This is a genomic window from Blastocatellia bacterium, from assembly GCA_016713405.1.
Lineage (GTDB): Bacteria > Acidobacteriota > Blastocatellia > Chloracidobacteriales > JADJPF01 > JADJPF01.
The window spans coordinates 181,734-201,154 of sequence record JADJPF010000007.1; the positions used below are offsets into that span (position 1 = coordinate 181,734).

General features: G+C 34.9%; 20 protein-coding genes and 2 pseudogenes. 18 read left to right on the plus strand and 4 right to left on the minus strand.

The features are described from left to right. Window positions 1-123 precede the first annotated feature (123 nt). The 6 genes from IPK14_11220 (at window position 124) to IPK14_11245 (ending at window position 4,074) form a co-directional block, all read left to right on the plus strand. A complete protein-coding gene (locus IPK14_11220; protein ID MBK7993958.1) occupies window positions 124-753 on the plus strand; it encodes a GTPase domain-containing protein in 630 nt (209 codons plus the stop codon). Window positions 754-883: 130 nt separating this feature from the next. Then, window positions 884-1,276, plus strand: coding sequence for a hypothetical protein (locus IPK14_11225; protein ID MBK7993959.1), 393 nt, complete (start codon window positions 884-886; stop codon window positions 1,274-1,276). Window positions 1,277-1,567: 291 nt separating this feature from the next. Beyond that, complete coding sequence (locus IPK14_11230) at window positions 1,568-2,152, plus strand: hypothetical protein (GenBank protein MBK7993960.1); 585 nt, start codon at window positions 1,568-1,570, stop codon at window positions 2,150-2,152. 34 nt (window positions 2,153-2,186) lie between these two features. Beyond that, a complete protein-coding gene (locus IPK14_11235) occupies window positions 2,187-3,074 on the plus strand; it encodes a hypothetical protein (GenBank protein MBK7993961.1) in 888 nt (295 codons plus the stop codon). A gap of 48 nt (window positions 3,075-3,122) precedes the next feature. Next, window positions 3,123-3,329 (plus strand): hypothetical protein, encoded by a 207-nt coding sequence (locus tag IPK14_11240; protein MBK7993962.1) that lies wholly within the window; start codon window positions 3,123-3,125, stop codon window positions 3,327-3,329. Window positions 3,330-3,411: 82 nt separating this feature from the next. Beyond that, on the plus strand, window positions 3,412-4,074 hold the full coding sequence (locus IPK14_11245; protein ID MBK7993963.1) for a 50S ribosomal protein L11 methyltransferase: 663 nt from the start codon (window positions 3,412-3,414) through the stop codon (window positions 4,072-4,074). Here IPK14_11245 and IPK14_11250 read toward each other — a convergent pair. Continuing rightward, on the minus strand, window positions 4,071-4,418 hold the full coding sequence (locus IPK14_11250; GenBank protein MBK7993964.1) for a PilZ domain-containing protein: 348 nt from the start codon (window positions 4,416-4,418) through the stop codon (window positions 4,071-4,073). The two genes, IPK14_11245 and IPK14_11250, sit on opposite strands and share 4 nt — an antisense overlap. Before the next feature lie 262 nt (window positions 4,419-4,680). Here IPK14_11250 and IPK14_11255 point away from each other — a divergent pair, with 262 nt between their 5' ends. The 3 genes and pseudogenes from IPK14_11255 (at window position 4,681) to IPK14_11265 (ending at window position 6,915) form a co-directional block, all read left to right on the plus strand. Then, window positions 4,681-6,513: a serine/threonine protein kinase gene (locus tag IPK14_11255; GenBank protein MBK7993965.1), complete on the plus strand. Its 1,833-nt coding sequence runs from the start codon at window positions 4,681-4,683 to the stop codon at window positions 6,511-6,513. Between the two features lie 51 nt (window positions 6,514-6,564). Next, a pseudogene (locus IPK14_11260) lies at window positions 6,565-6,765 on the plus strand (serine/threonine protein kinase). Window positions 6,766-6,813: 48 nt separating this feature from the next. Beyond that, window positions 6,814-6,915, plus strand: a complete 102-nt coding sequence (locus tag IPK14_11265; protein ID MBK7993966.1) for a hypothetical protein — start codon at window positions 6,814-6,816, stop codon at window positions 6,913-6,915. A gap of 6 nt (window positions 6,916-6,921) precedes the next feature. Here the strand turns inward: IPK14_11265 and IPK14_11270 are convergent, their stop codons facing one another. Both IPK14_11270 and IPK14_11275 read right to left on the minus strand, forming a co-directional pair. After that, window positions 6,922-7,449, minus strand: a complete 528-nt coding sequence (locus IPK14_11270) for a hypothetical protein (GenBank protein MBK7993967.1) — start codon at window positions 7,447-7,449, stop codon at window positions 6,922-6,924. A gap of 19 nt (window positions 7,450-7,468) precedes the next feature. Then, on the minus strand, window positions 7,469-8,965 hold the full coding sequence (locus tag IPK14_11275) for an HD domain-containing protein (protein ID MBK7993968.1): 1,497 nt from the start codon (window positions 8,963-8,965) through the stop codon (window positions 7,469-7,471). 264 nt (window positions 8,966-9,229) lie between these two features. Here IPK14_11275 and IPK14_11280 point away from each other — a divergent pair, with 264 nt between their 5' ends. The 8 genes from IPK14_11280 (at window position 9,230) to IPK14_11315 (ending at window position 15,952) form a co-directional block, all read left to right on the plus strand. Continuing rightward, on the plus strand, window positions 9,230-10,201 hold the full coding sequence (locus IPK14_11280; GenBank protein MBK7993969.1) for a hypothetical protein: 972 nt from the start codon (window positions 9,230-9,232) through the stop codon (window positions 10,199-10,201). A gap of 338 nt (window positions 10,202-10,539) precedes the next feature. After that, window positions 10,540-11,025, plus strand: a complete 486-nt coding sequence (locus IPK14_11285; protein MBK7993970.1) for a prepilin-type N-terminal cleavage/methylation domain-containing protein — start codon at window positions 10,540-10,542, stop codon at window positions 11,023-11,025. Next, the gene (locus IPK14_11290) at window positions 11,018-11,191 is read left to right on the plus strand and encodes a hypothetical protein (protein MBK7993971.1); all 174 of its coding nucleotides are present in this window, start codon (window positions 11,018-11,020) and stop codon (window positions 11,189-11,191) included. Before IPK14_11285 ends, IPK14_11290 begins: the two co-directional genes overlap by 8 nt. Before the next feature lie 12 nt (window positions 11,192-11,203). Continuing rightward, complete coding sequence (locus tag IPK14_11295) at window positions 11,204-12,517, plus strand: prepilin-type N-terminal cleavage/methylation domain-containing protein (protein MBK7993972.1); 1,314 nt, start codon at window positions 11,204-11,206, stop codon at window positions 12,515-12,517. 9 nt (window positions 12,518-12,526) lie between these two features. Continuing rightward, complete coding sequence (locus IPK14_11300) at window positions 12,527-13,519, plus strand: hypothetical protein (protein ID MBK7993973.1); 993 nt, start codon at window positions 12,527-12,529, stop codon at window positions 13,517-13,519. Beyond that, on the plus strand, window positions 13,485-13,676 hold the full coding sequence (locus IPK14_11305; GenBank protein MBK7993974.1) for a hypothetical protein: 192 nt from the start codon (window positions 13,485-13,487) through the stop codon (window positions 13,674-13,676). The genes IPK14_11300 and IPK14_11305 overlap by 35 nt, the downstream gene beginning before the upstream one ends. 26 nt (window positions 13,677-13,702) lie before the next feature. Continuing rightward, complete coding sequence (locus IPK14_11310; GenBank protein ID MBK7993975.1) at window positions 13,703-15,553, plus strand: hypothetical protein; 1,851 nt, start codon at window positions 13,703-13,705, stop codon at window positions 15,551-15,553. Between the two features lie 6 nt (window positions 15,554-15,559). Continuing rightward, complete coding sequence (locus tag IPK14_11315; GenBank protein ID MBK7993976.1) at window positions 15,560-15,952, plus strand: hypothetical protein; 393 nt, start codon at window positions 15,560-15,562, stop codon at window positions 15,950-15,952. Window positions 15,953-16,484: 532 nt separating this feature from the next. On the opposite strand, the pseudogene IPK14_11320 reads toward IPK14_11315, so the two are convergent. Then, window positions 16,485-17,212: pseudogene (locus IPK14_11320) on the minus strand (hypothetical protein). 238 nt (window positions 17,213-17,450) lie between these two features. On the opposite strand from IPK14_11320, the gene IPK14_11325 reads away from it, so the two are divergent. Further along, window positions 17,451-19,406 (plus strand): DUF1553 domain-containing protein, encoded by a 1,956-nt coding sequence (locus IPK14_11325; GenBank protein MBK7993977.1) that lies wholly within the window; start codon window positions 17,451-17,453, stop codon window positions 19,404-19,406. Window positions 19,407-19,421 lie beyond the last annotated feature (15 nt).

Below are 19,421 nucleotides of genomic sequence, written 5' to 3' on the forward strand. Positions count from 1 at the left end.
GGCTCTGTCAGGTTACTATATGGCACGCCTTTTTAGATTTTAAGTAGTATGGACTAGGTTGCTAAGAGTCCAACGATTGGCGAGAAAGTACCATTAGTCTTGTCAAAAAAAGGGAGGTTGTCAGTGCCAATCATAGATTACGAAGCACGTATAATGACATGTAATTTTATTTACTATGGCCCTAGTCAAGGTGGTAAAACAACAAATTTAAGCTATTTACATCAACATGCTGTAAATAAATCCAGGGGCAATTTAATAAATTTGGCTACACAAACCGATAGAACAATGTTTTTTGATTATTTGGCTTTAGAATTTGATTTAATAGAAGAATATAAAACAAAATTTAATCTTTATACCGTCCCAGGTCAGCTTTTCTATGAAATTACCCGCAAAACTATCTTAAAAGGCTTAAATGTAGTTGATGGAATAGTTTTTGTAGCTGATAGTCAAATTGATAGACGTGATGCAAATATAGAATCTTTTTGGAACCTACAACATAATTTACAATCTTATGGGTTAAATCTTTATCAAATTCCTTATGTTTTACAAGTTAATAAAAGAGACTTACCTAATATTTGTACATTAGATGAAATGAAAAAAGAGCTAGTTATTAAAGATGAACCTGTTATTGAAGCTGTGGCAGATAAAGGAGTTGGAGTTTTAGAGACTTTAAGAGCCGTTTCTAAAAAATCATTAGAAACACTAAGACAGAATATGAATGCTAAACAGCAAGATTTAATTGCTAATATGTAGTTTTATTTGACTAATTTTTTAAGTATTCGTTGTAGGTAGCTGTTATGGCTACCTTAATTTATTTTTGTTACCATTTGTTAATAAATTAATTTATATAATAAAAATATCTTTAGGAGCATTAACTAAGATTATGAGTAATTTTTTTCGGGAGATGGATCAAAAAGAATTAGTAGAATTAGCTAAAAGTCTTCATCAATTGGGGATTCGCCGGGATCCTTGGCAAGATTTTGATGAATATGCAAAGGAAACAAATGTTACTTATATGCAGGCAACAAGACCAGAAATTTTTCGCTATAAGGGGGAATATATTGAAGCAGATATTTGCTATTTTATTCCTACCTTAGAAGATGCTCTAGCCTTTTTACTTCAAAGAAGTTTTGTCCCTACTTTGGAATATTTTGCTAAAGGTAAATGGAGAATTACCTGGATGACAGGAGAATTTACCGAAGGTTTAACACCTAGATTAGCTGTACTAAGAGCAATGGAGCATTTATTAAAATCAGAAAAAGAGACTACAGAATAGAATTTTTGGAAAAATTTTTTTAATAATGGACAACGTTTTTTTTAACTATTTTCATCTGAGATCCTGTTTAATGGCTTGATAACTAAATACAAGCATTTTCTAGTAGTAACAGCAGTTTATGACCCTTTTGTCAGACCTCTTGTCTGAATGCTCAATTGGTTAGAAAAATTTTAGTAAAAACCATTTTGGCGAAAGCAATGGTTTTGGTAAAATTGCTAACCATCTACTATTGGCATATTTAATCAAATCGTTTCCAAGTAAACATAACATTTTCTTGAAGGAGAAGACAAAATGGTTCTCACACAAAAAGGTTTTTCCAAAATTTGGGTTTCTTTAACATTAGTATTAGTTTTACTAATGGCTGCTTGTGGTGGCGCGCCAAAAGAAGAATCTCGTTGGGATAAAGCGCAAAATGAAAGTACAGGTAAGAAAGTAGATAAAAAAGAAGAACCCAAAAATACGGATGAAAAGCCTGACCAATCAATCCCCGATAAAACAGATCCAGCTAATCTTAAACCATTAGCAGGTAGTGCTTTTAATAAATTCTTTCCTGCTGCTGGTGATGGTTTTGAGCGTGTAGCAGCACAAGAAAAAGAAGGTCTTGCTATTTATAAACTTAAAAAAGATGGCAAAGATGCAGCAGAACTAACTATTTCTGACACTGCTAATAATCCTAGTGCAGCAGAAAAATTTAAGAAATCTACTTCAAAAATTGGTGGATTTCCTGCTCTTGACCAAGGTAGCACTGGCACCACACTCTTAGTAGCAGAGCGTTTTCAAGTAAAAGCTATTTCTAAAGACCCAGGCTTTACTAAAGCAGACCGCGAAGCATGGTTAAAGAAATTTGATCTTAATGGTTTGTCAGCACTTAAGTAATAATCCAAAATTATACCTTAGTTAAGGAGTTTAGATGAGTAAACCTATTTATGAAATCATAGATGAACTGCCAAAAGGTGGAATGACTGTAAGGTCACTACAAGCACTAGATTTTGTTATTCCAGGTCAATGGAAAAATATTGTTGGTTTTGAAAATACCATTATTGAAGTTACTGGTGAAACGGATCAAGATATGATCCAACAAATTGGTGAACGTGCAATACATCTTTACAATGATAAATCCCAAGGCTACCAAACAGCTTTATGGATGTACCAAAAAGTTAATAGTGCTGGTGGTGCGCTTGGTTCAGCGGCACTTGTAAATAAATTTGGTGAAAGTGTTTCTTTTCTCTCATTCTTAAATCGAATTACCCCTAAAGCTGACAACCTACAAGCTATAGATTTATGCTTAAAGTTAGTAGCCGAAGTAGTAGCATATAGTAAGATAAATGGTATTCCTGGAGATGGAATTGCTGAATTTGGGGGAGCTATTGCTGATTATAGCAGTGCTTCATTAATGCGTATGGCAGCACTAATTTGCTTTGATGGTGTTATTCCTTTAGGCCCAGATTTTATTCTTAAAGTAGAAGAAATAGTTGGTAGGTTGCAATCTGGTGAGTTAACTAGCCATCCTGGTTTTAGTTATGTTAGCAGTATGATTCCTGGTTCTGGCGCGTTAGGTCAAGTTGGATTTATTAAAGATAGTTTTAATTCTGTTAAAGGTTGGATGAGCAACTTTGTTAGTTCACGAAGCTTAACCCAAAATATGTTGGTTAGTAATCTGCAACGCTTTATTGAAGTTTCAGAAAGCAAACTAGATTATATTGGAGCCTTTTTGGATATGACTACTAATTACTATGAACATACAGGTATTCAAACCCTGGCGCGTAGTTTAGTAGAACGCGCACACGCAGAAATTTAATGTAGTTAAATTTTTTAGTTTGATAATTGGTTTATAAGGAGAAAAAACATGGATTTGAAAGATATGCTAGATAAAGAATATGAAACTAAATCACCTAAAGAACTTGTAGATGCTCCAGTTAGCGCGTTGCAAGGTATTTCTGAAGAAGGTGGAAAAGCTTTAGAGAAAGCTTTAAGAGTAAAAACCATTGGAGATTTAGCAAAGTGTAAATATTTTCAATGGGCGCAAGATATCAAAAAATTAGCTGATGGCTAAAAACCTAAATATCTATCCAAGCTTAGAAGTAAAATTAAGGGACAAGTGATTGTCCCTTAATTTTTGTATTTACAAGAATTTTATGACCTGCAAAATAACAAAAGATTTTCTAACTCTTAGAAGACATAAACGTCAAACACCCAAAATTATTTATGATCTAGGACAAAGAATACGCTTAGTTTATGGTAAAACTAACTTAAATGATTTAGTAGACCGTAACTGGTTAGTTATAAAACTTTCTGCAAGTAACCCTACTGCTTTTGGAACTACTAATTTACATCCAACTACTCAATGGTGCATAGAAATGCTAGAAAAATATTTACAAGATGGAAAGGTTTTAGATGTGGGAACAGGGGCTGGAATACTAGCTATTGCGGCTTTTAAGCTTAAAAGAGAAAATCAAGTATTTGCTTTTGATATTTATCAAGATGCTATAAAGCAAGCAAAAATAAACTTTAGGCTAAATGGATTAGAAAAGTACATTGACTTAAGGCAAGCTAAGTTAAATGATTACCCAATAAATTCTTATTCAACAATAATTGCTAATTTACCACCTATAGCAATTTCTGAACTTTTTCCAGATTTAATAGATAGATTAACAATAGATGGAAATATAATTATTTCTGGTATTTTGAAGCATAATTTCATTGATATAGAAAGAAAACTAATTAGTAGAAACTTAAAAATAATAGATAAAGTGATAACAGATTTATGGTGTTTAGTAGTAGCAAAGAAATGTTTTTAGCAATTGCGATTTCTACAAGCAAAATAAATTAAATTTGACCAAAGCTGACTATTTTCAGTATTTTCTACACCTAATCGCCAAATATTATTGCCACAAACTTGTTTCCAACGAGCTTGTGCTAAGGTTTCGTGTAAACCACGTTGGTCTTGCCAATGAATTTTTACTGTGCTAGTTGGATCAGTATCAGCATTTAACTCTATTGCAGCACCACCTCGGCTAACATTAAGAATTATTGCTTGAGTAAGTATTTTTTTCCCTTTTATATCTAAAGTGCTTATTCTAACTGGGAAATTTACTGCAATTCGAGCAAACAAACGCGGCTGTTTTGGTAAAGGCTTTGTCATAATACCTACTTAGATTAAGTTGTTAGGATGGGTGAGATTTTTTAATGGATTGTAAAAGAGAAAATATATATAGGGAATTTGACTGTGTCAATATAGGGAAGAAAAATTTTTATTTAAGAAAAAATATAGCAACTTTATTAGGTATTAAGTAATAGAAAAAGGCTCTCTAATATAAGTGGATAAAAAAGTTATCCTAACAAACTAAGCTATGATAAACTAAGCAAAATTTCGTTACATCAATAAAATTTGCGGTGTTCAAAAAATGAAATATTGTCCAATTTGCAAAGCTTGTTATGAAGATACTGATGATCGATGTAGTAAGGATCGTATTTTTTTAGTTGAAGCTTTTCCTGGTCAAAGGATGGTAGATAAATATAGAATAGATGCTTTAATTGGTCAGGGTGGTATGGGTACAGTTTATCGTGCTACTCATTTAGAGCTTGACCGAGTAGTAGCACTAAAAATAGTTTTGCCAGATTATGTTTCTAGTAGTGAGACATTAGAGCGTTTTCGCCGTGAAGCTCGTGCTTCTGCTCGGCTTAATCATTCTAGTGTAATTACAATTTATGATTTTGGTTTGCTAGAAAATGGACGTGCTTATTTAGCAATGGAATTACTAAATGGACGTTCCTTACGTGATGAAATTGAAAAACTAGGAATTTTATCTCCTAAACGAACACTAGATATATTAAAACCTGTTTGTGAAGCAGTGCAGGCGGCTCATAATGCTGGAGTAATTCACCGAGACCTAAAACCAGATAATATTATTATTGAATCGAGTGAAAATAACCCAGATATGGTTAAAGTAGTAGATTTTGGAATTGCTAAATTAAAGGAAAAGTCTGGTAAATCTATGACTTTAACCGGGCCCGGTTTAGTAATGGGAACTCCTCATTATATGTCTCCAGAACAATGTAAAGGAGAAGAATTAGATATTCGTTATGATATTTATAGTTTGGGTGTCATGCTTTATGAAATGCTTTCTGGACAAGTACCCTTTGATGCTCCTACACCTTCAGCCGTTATTATTCAACATGCCATTGACCCTCCACGCAAGTTAAGTACTGTTAGACGAGATATTAAACCTGAACTAGAAGAAGTGGTAATGAAAGCTCTAACAAAAAGCCGTCAAACCCGGCAACAAACAGTGATGCAGCTATATGAGGAGTTAGAAAAAAGCATACTTTTAGATAAACAATCGGTAAATGTTTTTCCAAATTCTAAATCTGCTACACCTATTCCACCGCCCCCACCCTTGCCCCGCTCGATTTTAGCAACTCCTCGTCAAACAGGTGCTTTAGAAGAAGAAGAAATACTAAAGTTATCACGTAAAGCTGAAACCATTGTAGATATTAAGGTTTCTGATATTCCAAAAGTAAATAAAGAAGAAAAAACTAAAAAAGATGAAAAGGAAGAAAATAACTTTATTTCTGAAGAAAATCCTCTTTCTTTAACTATGGAACAAGATATTGAAACAGGGGATTTATCGCTTTCTCCAGAAGGTTTTGCTGAAGCATTGGCAAAACAGGCTAGTAAAATGAGTGATTTAGACCTGGAGGCTAGCGAACTATTAGCACATACTAATATTTCTAATGAAGAAATTTTCTTACAAGAAATAGCTGTTTTACAAGGGCATGAACACGTAATCAAAGCTATTAACTACACACCTGATGGAAAATATTTAGTTTCTGCAAGCTCTGATGGAGCAATAAAAATTTGGGACTTAAAGAAAAAACGTGTTAGAGGTGCTTTACATGGACATGAACTAGCGGTTAATGCTTTAGCTATTGCTCCTAATGGAACCTTAGTGGCTTCAGCTAGTTCTGATGGAAGTGTTAGAATTTGGGATCTAAATACAGAAAAAGAAATAACTAGATTTGATAAATATCAAGGCTCACTTCGTTCACTGGCTTTTGCTCCTAATAGTCGATTACTAGCTGTTGCAAATGATGCAAATATTGAACTTTGGGATATTATTGCTAGACAAAAATTAACTACTTTTTCTGGGCATATTAGGCTAGTTGAGTCCGTAGAGTTTTCCCCCGATGGTAATTTGCTAATTTCTGGTGGAGTAGATGAAACCATAAGATTTTAGTATATAAATAAAAAAGGCTTAGCTGGTAAAATCTCAGCACATAGCCATTGTATCAACACCTTATCAAGTTCTGTAGATGGAATACTTGCAACAGGTGGTAAAGACTATACAATCCGTTTATGGGATGTTACTAGTCAATCAGAGTTAGCTATTTTAGAAGGTCATGAGGCTTCAATCCGGGCAATAGCTTTTTCCTCACGTGGAGATTATTTAGTTTCTGCTGATTGGGATGGATTTATAAAACTTTGGGATACTGCTACAGGAGTTTCAGTATTTAGCATAGAAGGTCATGAAAGTGCTGTGTTAACAGTAGATTTTTCACCTGATGAAAAACAAATAGCAACAGCCGGATATGACCAAATTATAAAGCTTTGGAATGTTGAAGGAGTGATGGATATTTAATAAATCTTAAAAGGTAAAATCTTTCTTTTTCTCTTTTTCATATGACCAACCATCACTTTGTTTTTTGCCTTCCCCTAACTCATATTGGGCTTTCATTCTTTCAAACTCGCTGTTTTTACCGTAACTAGTGTTTTTATTAAAGCTTAAATTACTAGTTAATTTTTCTCCTAAAGATGTACCAATAAAAGTAACTATAAAAGATATTACACTAGCACCTAAAACTTTCCATAAACTATACTGATAAAAGCTCATTGGGACAAAAAAGGTAGTAATATAAAGTAATAAGACACATCCAATAGCACCTAAAGGAGGTTCTAAAAGCCGCTTTTTAGGAAATGTTGCCCCAATAAAAAAACCACCAACAAAATAACCCATTAAATGTAGTAATCCCATTAGCATAAATCCTAAAGGGATAGACATAAAATTAGGTAAAATTTTTCCAACTACTCCACCAATAGCTAGCTCTGTAACAATAAATATTGCCATGCTAAGAACTATCCAAAAAATAGATAGATTATTTTCTTTAGAGTTCATAAAGCTAGTTCCTTTATAGTTAGGCTTGAGCTTGTTGGGTATTAATTGGATCAGTATTTTCTATATACTTATCAAATTCTCCTCGTAAAATTGCTTCGCCAAAAGCTTCTGCTAAATGTGGATCAAATTGTATACCTCGAAAACGCATTATTTCATCATAAGCTTGTTTTTGGCTCAAAGCTTTTCTATAAGGGCGTGTAGATGTCATAGCATCAAAAGTATCTGCAATAGTTACAATTCGTCCCATTAACGGAATATCTTCACCACCTAAACCACGTGGATAACCTTTACCATCGTAATATTCATGATGGCAATAAATGCAGGGGACGGTATTATGTAATTGTTTGATATGGTCAACAATACGCATTCCAAATTCTGGATGTTGTTGTATTATTTGGCGTTCTTCGTCAGTTAGCCGACCAGGTTTATTTAAGATATGGTCACGAATACGGATTTTACCTACATCATGAAGCAATGCTCCAACTTCAATAGTTTTAATTTGATCTTCAGCTAATCCAATTTCGCGAGCCAGGAAAACCGAATAAATAGAGACACGAGAAGAATGTCCTGATGTATAAGTATCACGAGCATCAATACATTCAACTAACATTTTAATAGAATCCATAAAGAGCGATTCTAGTTTTGCATAAAGGCGAGAGCTTTCTAATTTTCCAGCAGTTTGACGGGCAAGCATTTCTGCAATTTTTTTGTCAGAAGCCTTAAAAGGAGAGCTTAAAAGACGAAATAGACTTAAAACCCCTATAGGAGTTTCTTTTAAGCAAACAGGAACATGTAATTGTGTTAATGCAGTTGATTCACCAATATTAAAAGGGTCATTTACTATTTGGGTGACGGGTTTTGTTAGACAAAGTGTAGCTGTATCTTCTTGACCTAAATAACTAATAGCTGATTGAGGGATAACGCTATCTTTTTGAGCAAATAGACGTTGTTGGTAATTTCCACTTTCTTCAACTAAAACTAAACGTCCAGCTTTACATTTAACACGCGAGGTAGCTTGTTTAAGCATTTCATTAGCTACTTCATCAAAACTTGGTAGTCCTTCTAGTCTTTCGCTAATGTCATAAAGCAAGGTTAGTTCTTCGTACTTTTCCATTAACTCTAAAACAGCAGAACGCTGGGCCCCTGCCCATTGTAAACAACTTTGAACTGTTTTTGCTAATGAATCTAAAAGCTCATTTTGCAGTTGATCAGAAAGTGCAGATTCAGGCAAGCGAGCCATAGTAACTAACATGCTTATATTATTAGCATTATCGTAAATTTTATAAGCTGAAATATAAAAACCATCAATCATACGATCAAAACTAACAGGTTTGCTATGTTGGGCCTGTTCCCAAAGCACAGTGGCACAAGCCTCAGTTTGAAGCACTGATTCAGGGCCTGCTTGGATCAATTTGGTTTTCTTAACATCATAAATGATAAGACTAACCAAGTGGGTTTTAGCGAAGGTTTTAGTTAAAGGCTCAATAGAATCCAAAACAGAGCGAAGCAGTGACATTTATTAATCTCCGAAAATAAGCTAATAGGGGCTACTACTGACAAAGTTTTGCTAGCTTTGATTTTATTTTTGACTAAAGATGGGATAATTAGCCCCAAAACATTTGATAATCACTCGAAAAATTTCAGGTCATTCTAACATATTGCTGCATTTGTATCGATTAATATTTTTTCTTACTATATTTTATGAGCGTATCGAATATAATTTTAAGAAGTATGACTAGTGCAATTATCTTAGCTTTAGCAAGCTAGCGGAGGATTATGTATGAAAACAGTACATTTTTTACTAATAATATTAGTATTTTTCTTTATATCTAATGTTAATAGTTTGCTGATAAGAGCAAATATTGCTGTTAAAACTGCTTACCAAGAATGTTTAACTGAATTTCAACCACCACAAATAATAGCTAACTTAGCAGATTCAGATGTAAATGAAAGTAGCGGTGTTATAGCATCTCGTCTTAATCCAAAACAGTATTGGACGCATAATGATTCTGGAGATGGCCCATTTATTTATGCTTTTGATAGAAAAGGTAAAAAACAAGGTGTCTGGCGGGTAAATAAGGCTAAAGCTTTTGATTGGGAAGATATGGCAATTGGGCCAGGGCCAAAGAAAAATAAATCTTACCTTTATTTAGCAGATATTGGAGATAATTTTAGGGCAAGAGAAGAAATTATAATTTATCAATTTTTAGAACCAAAAATTTCTGCTAGTGATGCAAACACTCCAAAAACTTCTGCTCGAATGACCAAAAAATCTAATGCTATTAAATTAAAATACCCAGACGGCAAATATGATGCAGAGGTTTTACTAGTACATCCTAAAACAGGGGATCTTTATATTGTTACTAAAATAGCTGCTCCTACTAGCGATAAAACAGAAACAGCAAGAGTTTATAAGGCTAGTTTTCCGCTTTCTTTAAATAGTACTACTACACTTACTTTTATTACAGAACTTCCTTTACCTACACCAGTTACTTTTTTTAATCGCCTTACAGGAGGAGACATTTCACCTGATGGGCAAAGAATAATACTTTGCGATTATCAACGAGCTTATGAATTGTGCTTGCCAAACGGAGAAAGTAATTTTGATAATATTTGGAAACAACCTCTTTCTTTAGTAGAAATTAACCTTAGATTTCAAGGTGAAGCAATTTGTTATAACTTAGATGGAAAATCCATATTAACTACTAGTGAAGGTAGAGACACACCCATAGCAGAAATTATGCGTAAGTAGTTTGTAAGGATACTGCCATTTTTGGCAGCATTGCCAAGTTTGCCAATAATTTAGTCTGCCAAAAATGGCAGACATTTTTAATTTTTAGCTTTTATAAAATTAAATTTGCTCTAAGTGCTTTATTTATTTAACTAACCAATATGAGGCATAGCAATTGCTGTTGTCCAAAATCAAACTCCAAAAAATTTTTCAAAAATCAGGAAAAAATAGTTTTCAATAGCTAAATAGCATGCTTATAATAATAATACTTGATAAAAAATGCACACGCCGTTTGGCTAATAAATTCAGTTTAATATAAATATATTAAGTTTAATAAAAGTGTTTAGGAGACAACATTTATGTTTCATAGACTAAAATTTTTAACTAGGTCAAACATACGTGGCTTTTCTTTAGTTGAATATATGATAGCTGCAATTCTCATTGGCATTATGTTTGGTGGCCTTGGAAAAATTATGCTAACCACAATAAACAATGGTCGGTTTGTACAAAAATTTGTAGATGTCAACGTTCTATCATTAAAAAAAGCTAGTGAGCTTTATAACGATAGCATTAATCAAGTTAACCTTATCCCTAAAAATCAAACTCAAATTGGATCAATCAATCCTAACAACCCAATAAATGGTTATTTTGACTTACTTAATGAGTCTGGCTGTCTTCTAAGTTCCTTTGCTCAAAATCCTAATGATGATGGTAAAGGTGGCAAAGATGATAATCCCAAAGGTAAAACAGCCAAAACCGATCCTATAAATAATCTTAATCAAAATAATAAGCAAAATTACGGGGGGGGAGACTACGTTAGATTGTTCCACTTCAAATGTGCTTAATCCAAGCAATTCCCTTATTCCTAAATTCCGCCGTCAATGGTTAGTCAAAAAAGATTTCCCAAATCCTAAAGATGTAACTGCTTATGTCATAGTAGTTTACCAAGACACTAAGACCATTGCTCGTACACAAATCATCACTAAATCCGATGGAACTACTAGAAAGTAAAGGAATAATGATATGAAAAACAAAACATTAAGATATTCCTCCCACCATAAGGGATTTAGCTTAGTAGAAGCAATTGTAGTTTTTGTTATAGGTACACTTTTACTAACCACTTTAGTAAGTCTTTACATTAAATGGCTTAAATTAGATCTTCGACAAGAAAGAGTAGTTACTCTTGAAAAATCAATAACTAATACCCAAGCTTCCCTAGAAAAAGCTTTGACAACTTTACCAGCACGAGGTCTAGCCACTTCTAACGGACAATCTTTTAATACTCCAATATTGCCAGCAATTGGTTCAATGCCTAATGATAAAGGGCAACTAACACCAATTACTTTAGGCGTTGTAACACCTTATAAAGTCAATGGTTTTGACGCTTTTACCGTTATTTATGGAGATGCTAAACGTCCTCGGTTTTCTGTTGCTGAAATGTCTAATCAAATAGGTAGCTTAAGAATTGCTAAAATTGCGCTTCCTACCAATGTTTCAACTACTCTTTTACCTGGTGCTGGATCTGATAAAGAAGATAATTTAACAACAACAGAGCAAAATCAACGTCCACCAGTTAAAGATCTTCCAACTCCAACTCCATTACCATCTTCTAGCCCAACTCCTAGAGGAACTTCAACACCTGATCCAACAAGCGGAGATGAAAATGATATTGCTCCAAATGTCCCTCAAGAGCAGACCTTAAATGGTTTATCTTGGATTCCTAGCGTAGATATGTTTCAACCTGGCGAAGTGATGTTGTTAGTTAGTACACCACCCTATCAGCCAGACAATGCAGTAGAACCAGCTAAATCAATTTCCCGCTTTGTTAAAATAGTAAGCGCAACTCAAAGTTCACAAGGCACAGGGACAACAGCACGTAAATTTATTAATGTTACTTATGATTTATGCCTAAATGGAGAATGTGTTGATGTTATTCCAGGTGCGATAAATCCAACCCTTTCACCTCGTACATTATTTGGTCTTGGAACAATTCTTATACCTGTTAAAATAGCGAGTTTTTACTTAAAGCAAGACCAAATGAGTAGCAGAGTTGTAAGAAATGATGGCGGGGTAATTTTACCTGATGGAAATGGCAATTTTGTTGTCCAAGGTGGTTCAGAAGGCAGATTAGGTGAAATTGATTCTATTAGCGTAACCTACCAATTAAAAGATGGAACTGTAGTTCCAACACCAAACACACCACTAGTTAGTTGGCTTAATGATGTTAGCTCAATTAATGTTACACTAATACGTTCTTTGCCTGCTGGAATTACTTCAGAAGTAATTAATCGTAAGGCCACGATTAACTTTCCAATTGCTGTACGTAACTTGGAATAAGGGGATATTATGAACAACAATTTATTAAGAGAAAAATCTAAAAGAGTATTAAGAAAGCTTAATAGCCGTCAAGGTTGGGCAATACTTGTTACTACAGTATTTATAATGATAATAGCAACATCAGCAAGCATAGCACCAGCACTTAGAACTACTGCACATTTACAAAATGTCGCTTTAGACATAGCTATAACACGTTCAGAAAATATGATAATGGCAACATCCAGCCCAATACGCCATAAAATAGTAAAAGCAATCTACCCTAAAATCCAGCAACAATTAATTGATCATTTAAGAAAAGCGCAAAGCGGACAGCCTTATGTTTGCCAAGGTGTTCTTACTCCTCCTTCTTCCATAGGCTCATCAGGCAATCTTGAAAATCAGTTTGGTTTATGTGAACCAGAAAATCTTTTTGATGGTTTAAATGGAGCGACTAACAAAACAATTGATTATCTATCAGAAGCATATCCTGAACATAATACACCTCTTAGCGATCCATCATTAGAGGAAGCAAGAAAATCAATTATTTATCAAACAGAAAATTCTTATGAATATACACTAAGAACAACTTACATAGGTCAAGAAATAATGCCACGAGGAAGACTTGGAAACCAAAGAGAAGAGAAATATCAATGGTCAGTCCGCGCTGATGTAGCAATGCAAACCAACAAAGGCGAAATCACAAGAGGTTTAGTTATTTACTATGACGTTACCTTAACTAATAATTTCTATGCAAATGGCATTAATGGTTCTGGGAATGCTTGCGATTTCGACGAAACTAACATTGTTCCTTGTCCTGATGATCTAACCAATCCATTTATACAAAGATTTGGCTCTGAATGTGTACTTCTTGTTGCGCAAGATAATGCTACTGGTGCTGTTGGTCTTCCTGGAAGTGCTGCTAGCAATGGTTTTCCTAATAATTTACCTCCCGGACTTAGAATTATAAATGAATGTACGTTCAGGTGGTTTGCCTACTACATTAGAATGTCCAGCAGAAAATGATCAAACCCTTAGATTGGTAAGATTAAACTCAACCCGTCCACAAATAGGGTGTGCTTCTGCTAACACTGGAAAAGGTGGAATATCAGGACTTGATCCATCAGGTTATGTATTTTTCCTAACGGCTAGAATTACCCACATTGGTTCAACTTATAACTAATAACAATAAATTTAGGAGAAATTCTTATGCTAAAGTGGCTTATTGGCTTAGTTTGTACTCTTTTTGTCTTTAACCTTAGTATCTTTGCTCAACAAAATACCCCTCCTATTGTATATAGAATAGTTAATCGTGATGTTTGGCCGATGTTTGATGGTAACTTATCAGTAATAAATGGTTTAACAGGTGTAGAAATACAACAAATTAGTTTAGATGGTAAAGCTGGGGATGACATACAACTATCAAAAGATAAAAAAATGGCCTTTATTACTAGACCTTTACCTGGTTTTAATGGAGGGAATCTAGGGTTACTTGTTGTAGATTTACAACAAGGTATTGCTAGAACAATACTTAGTACATTTGCAGTTATTAATGTAAAACTAGCACCAGATGGGTTGGTATGGACAATACTTGGGGACAATAACATGGTTGCTATCATAGATCCTCAAACTTTTAGAACCATTAATACAATAAATATTGCTAATCCTAGAGATGTAGCGTTTAGCCCTGATGGAAGACTTGCTTATATTTCTTCAGGTGGTTTAATTAGTGTTTATGATATTCAAACTAGAAGAGTTATAGCCACAGTTAATAACCTTCCTATTAATAAATTTCTTCCATCTATATCAATAGATATTTCTCCAGATGGTAAATTATTGGCTTTTGGTGTCAATAATGATACTAATAAAAGTGTTGTTATTATTGATACTTCTTCTTTACAAGTAATTGATACTGTTAGTTTTACAAGTACAAGAACTGTTACTACAACAGCCGTTAAGTTCAATTTTGATGGTACACTTTATTTTGCTGAGTTTAATGGAGTAGATTTATATAGATATTTACCATCTTCTAAGACATTAACTAAAATATTTACTGCTAATGTTTTTACTATACAAGCATTTACTATATCTCCTGACGGAGGTTTAATTTATATTACTGATTTTGCAGGCAGATCTATCTTTGATCTTAGGACAGATGTATCTATTTTCGCAAAGGAAGAGTTTAACACCTTTTCACAAAACTGTTCTGGGCTAGAGCTAGCAGGGGATTTTACAATAGGGCAACCGCCAAGCATTCAAGTAACAAGCCCTACAGCCAATCAACAGCTAATGCCGGGACAAAGCTTTAGAATAGAATGGCAAACAACGGTTGCACCTCAAAGCTTTTCAATTGCTAGTCACAGGGTAGAACTATCAACCGACGGCGGCCAGACTTTTACGGTTATTCCTGGAGCAGAACAACTTAGAGCAGACGCTAGAGACTTTAACTGGACAGTGCCAAATATCCAAGTTGCTAACAAAGCTCAAATTAGAGTCTCAACCGTTGACCTTGGGGCTAAAAGGGCTAACTCAATTACTGGTAATTTTACTATTGGAATGGGTGGAGGTGGCAATAACGACACTCAAGCCCCTACGGTTAATTTTATTGCTCCAATGGGCGGCGAAAACTTCAAAAGTGGCAGCAATTTAGCAATAAGCTGGATGTCAAACGATAATGTAGGGGTGGTTGCTCAAGACTTGTCTCTTTCAACCGATGGAGGGCAGACTTTTACAACTACACTAGCAACAGGCTTGTCCGGTTCAACTCAAAGCTTTAATTTTGCAATTCCTCAAACACTTGAAACAAATCAAGCTCGCCTGCGCTTAATTGTTAGGGATGCTGCTGGTAATTCATCTCAAGCAATTACAGCTAACAACTTTCGCATCCAATCAGCAGTTGACAACCTTGCACCAACAGTAACCATTAGCCAACCAACATCAAATCAACAAGTTATGGCAGGTCAACCTATCCAAGTCAACTGGCAAAGCACTGATAATAGGGCTGTTATGTCTCAAGCCTTGTTGTTATCGTTAGATGGTGGGCAAAACTTACTCAAGTAGCAAGCTTTGGAGCAACTGATAGTAGCTTTTACACTCAATAATATTGCTGGGTTAAGCTTAACAACACCACAAGCAATAGTACGAATAACAGCAACAGACGCAGCAGGTAACACAGGTCAAGCAACGGCTCAATTTACAATCAACCCAACCATTACCCAAACTTCATTTCAAGCTAAAATACTGACAATCAATGGCATAGGCTTTATGTCCAACGGTGCTAACACCTTACAGCTATTTGTTAATGACAAGTTAATTACAATTGCACCTCGTAGTGTCACCAATACAACATTTACTATCAAAGGCAATAAGAAAAAGCTTAATTTGATTAAAGGCTCTAGCAATAGTGTCAGACTTGTTGTTGATGGCCTTAGCTCTAATATGGGTAGCTTTAATTTCTAAAACTTACTAACAATTTATCTTAAAAAAATAGCCTAGTGATTGCTCACCAGGCTATTTTTTTGGTTATTTTCATTGGTTAATGGGCCTAGAGGTATGACCCACCTCCAGGCCCGAGTTTCCGTTCCTAATTAAAAGTTAGGTGGATTTCGCCCATTTGCACACGCCAACACATTTAAGTTAAAGGTTCAGTCTAAATAATCGTGTTTTACACTTAAACTACCAGCCCATAAGGATTTATTTTTATTATTGATGAGCCGGGCCGATTATGAATCAGCATCTCGATTTGTAAGACCTTTAACGGTCGATTTGACGTTCGGCGAAAATACTGAGCTTAGGAGTGATAATCTCAGCCTTGGGTGACATAAGTCGCTGCCTCTTCCAATTGGGCTACCCTGCCATAAGTATAATTATTTAGGTGGCAGGGGTAGGGTTTGAACCTACGCTTTTACGCTTAGTCTTCAAATTAAATTTAAGTTTAAGCTTGTACTCCACCACCAATAATAATCAACAGACAAGGGTAGGTGCAACCTAGTTAGCCAAAAATATAGTTAAAAACTTTTTCTCCCACTTTTTGATCTTCTACTTCAAGATTATTTGCTTCTTCACGAGCAAATTTAACAGCTTGTTGAAGTTTTTCTACTTTAGCAAGCAGTTCATTAACTTTTTGTGCTGGTAAAGAGCCAGAAAATTTTACCGTCCGCCAATAACCAACAATTACATCTTCATAATAAACTTCTACTTGAGCAGGGTGTTTATCTGTAGCGGCGGCTTTTACGTGGTTACGTGGGACTTTTTTGGTTTTTACCGTTTGATTTGGCTCACTTGCCCAACAATCGGCAGAAGGGTCAAACTTCCATTCCTCTGAAGGATCTAAGGTAGGGAGTTTCCTTACAAATGTGTGGATATCAACTAATTGTTTTTCTAAAAATAATAGATAACTAGCAGGTACTTTGCTTAATAGCACTTTACCATCTACTACAACATCAGCTGAAGCTCTGCAATTTGCCCAATCTTTGGTTGCAGTTACATCAAATAATTTAGAGAGAATTTCTGTTGTTTTACGAATTATTTCTTCTGCCCTACTTGTACGCGGTTAGATTCAGATGGGAGTTGCTCGCCTTCTTCATCTTTTGGGCGATAGGTCCTTGAAATTCCTGCTAAAAGTGTGGTTTTTGTAAAAATGGTGAGCTTCTGTAAGTTCTTGAAAAGAACGGCTTTAATGCCTTTTTCTACTGCAATAATTTGATTAAGTTTAGCCATAATAACACCTCGAAATTTTGATGGATAATTTTAAGTTATCACCACATAGCCAACAATAAAATTTTCCTTTATTGAAAGGAAAAAAACTAAGAAAAAAGTTCCAAAAAGTTTTAATATTTTTCAGACTTTCTTATAATGGCTAATCTCTAAGTTAACGTCAACCAGATGACAAAATTTTCAGACACAAAATAAACAATAGTATAGATTTAAGGATATAATGGACAGTAGGGAGGACTACATGAGTAAAACCCTAATGAAACGGTTAGTAATATTAGGTTTTATTGCTACGTTAGTATTAGCAAACACTCAATTTAATTCATCCGCTAAAGCCTCTAGGAATGATTTAGAAGGTATTGTTAGAAATACCCCAAGGGCAGGTGTAAGCAAAGATGATTGTACTGTATTAAATAAGAAGAAGAGATTTATAGATCCAAAAGAATATGCTCAAGAATTATCAAGAAATACTGAGATAGCAGCCGCTAAGCTTTCTCCACAAGAATATAACGCAACAGCAAAAGTTCCCCGACGTAATTTTATTGATGATCAGATATTTGACAAAATTGAACAAAACGGCATTTCCTCATCACCACTTGCAAGCGATGAAGAATTTTTACGCCGAGTTACACTAGATCTAACTGGACGTATTCCTACACCAGAGCAAGTACGTCAATTTGTAGCTGATACCTCAGCAGATAAAAGAGATAAAGTAATAAATTCCTTAATAGGTTCTCCTCAATTTGTTGATCGTTGGACATTGTTTGTAGGGGATTTAGTAAAAAATACTGCTTTTTCACAAAATATTGATCGATTTGAAGAAGGCCGTAACGCTCTCTATAACACAATCAAAACATCTATTGCTAGTAATACTCCTTATAATCAATTTGTTAGAGGTCTGATTACTGGAACAGGTAACACCTTCCAAAGTGGTAACGCTAGTTACTTAATCGGGGGTATTACTCAAATGGGGCCACCTCAAGATACCTATGACACTACCTTAGTACAAGCTACCACTAGATTTTTAGGAATCAACACTTTTGATTGTCTGCTTTGTCATAATGGTCAAGGCCATACTAACGCCTTAAATGTTTGGGCAACACAAGTAAAACGCACTGAAGCTTGGGAAATGGCTGCGTTTTTCTCTCGTGTAGGTATTAGAAGAAATATAGTTAGCCGGCAGCCAAATATTTTTAACTTTGATGTTATTGATTTGCAAAATGGTAATTACACACTTAACACTGATGATGGCAACCGACCTGCTCGCCAACCTGAAGCAGGTAGCTCAAATGTAGTAACACCTAGATATATTTTTACAGGTGAAAGACCTTCAACAGGTGAAAGTTATCGAGCCGCATTTGCTAGATTTTTAACGGCTGACCGTCAATTTGCACGTGCTACAGTTAATTATCTTTGGAAGCAATTTTATGGAATGGGAATAGTTGAACCTGTTGATAATTTTGATTTAGCACGCCTTGACCCAAATAGCCCAGTTGAAGACCCTTTTACCATTCAACCTACACACCCAGAATTGCTAGAAAAACTAACTGATGAATTTATCGGTAGTAACTATAACCTACAACATATAATGAGGTTAATTACTCAATCTAGCAGCTATCAACTTTCTTCAAGATATAACGGTGTTTGGAAAGCTGAATATGTACCGCTATTTGCTAGAAAATTTGTCCGTCGCCTAGATGCAGAAGAATTACACGACGCTATCAGCATAGCAACCAATATTTTCCCAAGCTACCAAATATTTGGATTTAATAGCCCTATTTCCTTTGCAATGCAACTGCCTGACACAAACGAGCCTTTTAACCGTAGAGATAGACGCGCTAACACTCCTGCAACACTCGTTGGACTAGTATTTCTAAATACTTTTGAACGTGGTGATAGAGATGATTTACCACGTAGTAATAGCCCAACAATTTCCCAAGGTCTAGCTTTGATGAACAGCCCATTTGTTAATACTCGTATTAGTGCAAATATTGCTAATAGTACGCTTAACCGTCTACTTGCTAATAGTAGCCAAGATGAAAAGCTAGTTGAAGATATGTTTTTAACTGTGCTTTCTCGTTTTCCAAACAAAACAGAAATGAATCAAGCACTTAGTATGTTAAAGCCCAACCGTAGCCAAGGCGCGGAAGATTTAATGTGGGTTTTAATGAATAAGATTGACTTTATCTATAACTACTAATGGCAGCAAGGAGAT

Coding starts and splice junctions, on each gene's coding strand:
- IPK14_11275 (MBK7993968.1), bottom strand. CDS start 8,965: ATGTCACTGCTTCGCTCTGTTTTGGATTCTATTGAGCCTTTAACTAAA.
- IPK14_11230 (MBK7993960.1), top strand. CDS start 1,568: ATGGTTCTCACACAAAAAGGTTTTTCCAAAATTTGGGTTTCTTTAACA.
- IPK14_11300 (MBK7993973.1), top strand. CDS start 12,527: ATGAACAACAATTTATTAAGAGAAAAATCTAAAAGAGTATTAAGAAAG.
- IPK14_11270 (MBK7993967.1), bottom strand. CDS start 7,449: ATGAACTCTAAAGAAAATAATCTATCTATTTTTTGGATAGTTCTTAGC.
- IPK14_11250 (MBK7993964.1), bottom strand. CDS start 4,418: ATGACAAAGCCTTTACCAAAACAGCCGCGTTTGTTTGCTCGAATTGCA.
- IPK14_11285 (MBK7993970.1), top strand. CDS start 10,540: ATGTTTCATAGACTAAAATTTTTAACTAGGTCAAACATACGTGGCTTT.
- IPK14_11255 (MBK7993965.1), top strand. CDS start 4,681: ATGAAATATTGTCCAATTTGCAAAGCTTGTTATGAAGATACTGATGAT.
- IPK14_11280 (MBK7993969.1), top strand. CDS start 9,230: ATGAAAACAGTACATTTTTTACTAATAATATTAGTATTTTTCTTTATA.
- IPK14_11225 (MBK7993959.1), top strand. CDS start 884: ATGAGTAATTTTTTTCGGGAGATGGATCAAAAAGAATTAGTAGAATTA.
- IPK14_11235 (MBK7993961.1), top strand. CDS start 2,187: ATGAGTAAACCTATTTATGAAATCATAGATGAACTGCCAAAAGGTGGA.
- IPK14_11245 (MBK7993963.1), top strand. CDS start 3,412: ATGACCTGCAAAATAACAAAAGATTTTCTAACTCTTAGAAGACATAAA.
- IPK14_11240 (MBK7993962.1), top strand. CDS start 3,123: ATGGATTTGAAAGATATGCTAGATAAAGAATATGAAACTAAATCACCT.
- IPK14_11295 (MBK7993972.1), top strand. CDS start 11,204: ATGAAAAACAAAACATTAAGATATTCCTCCCACCATAAGGGATTTAGC.
- IPK14_11325 (MBK7993977.1), top strand. CDS start 17,451: ATGAGTAAAACCCTAATGAAACGGTTAGTAATATTAGGTTTTATTGCT.
- IPK14_11310 (MBK7993975.1), top strand. CDS start 13,703: ATGCTAAAGTGGCTTATTGGCTTAGTTTGTACTCTTTTTGTCTTTAAC.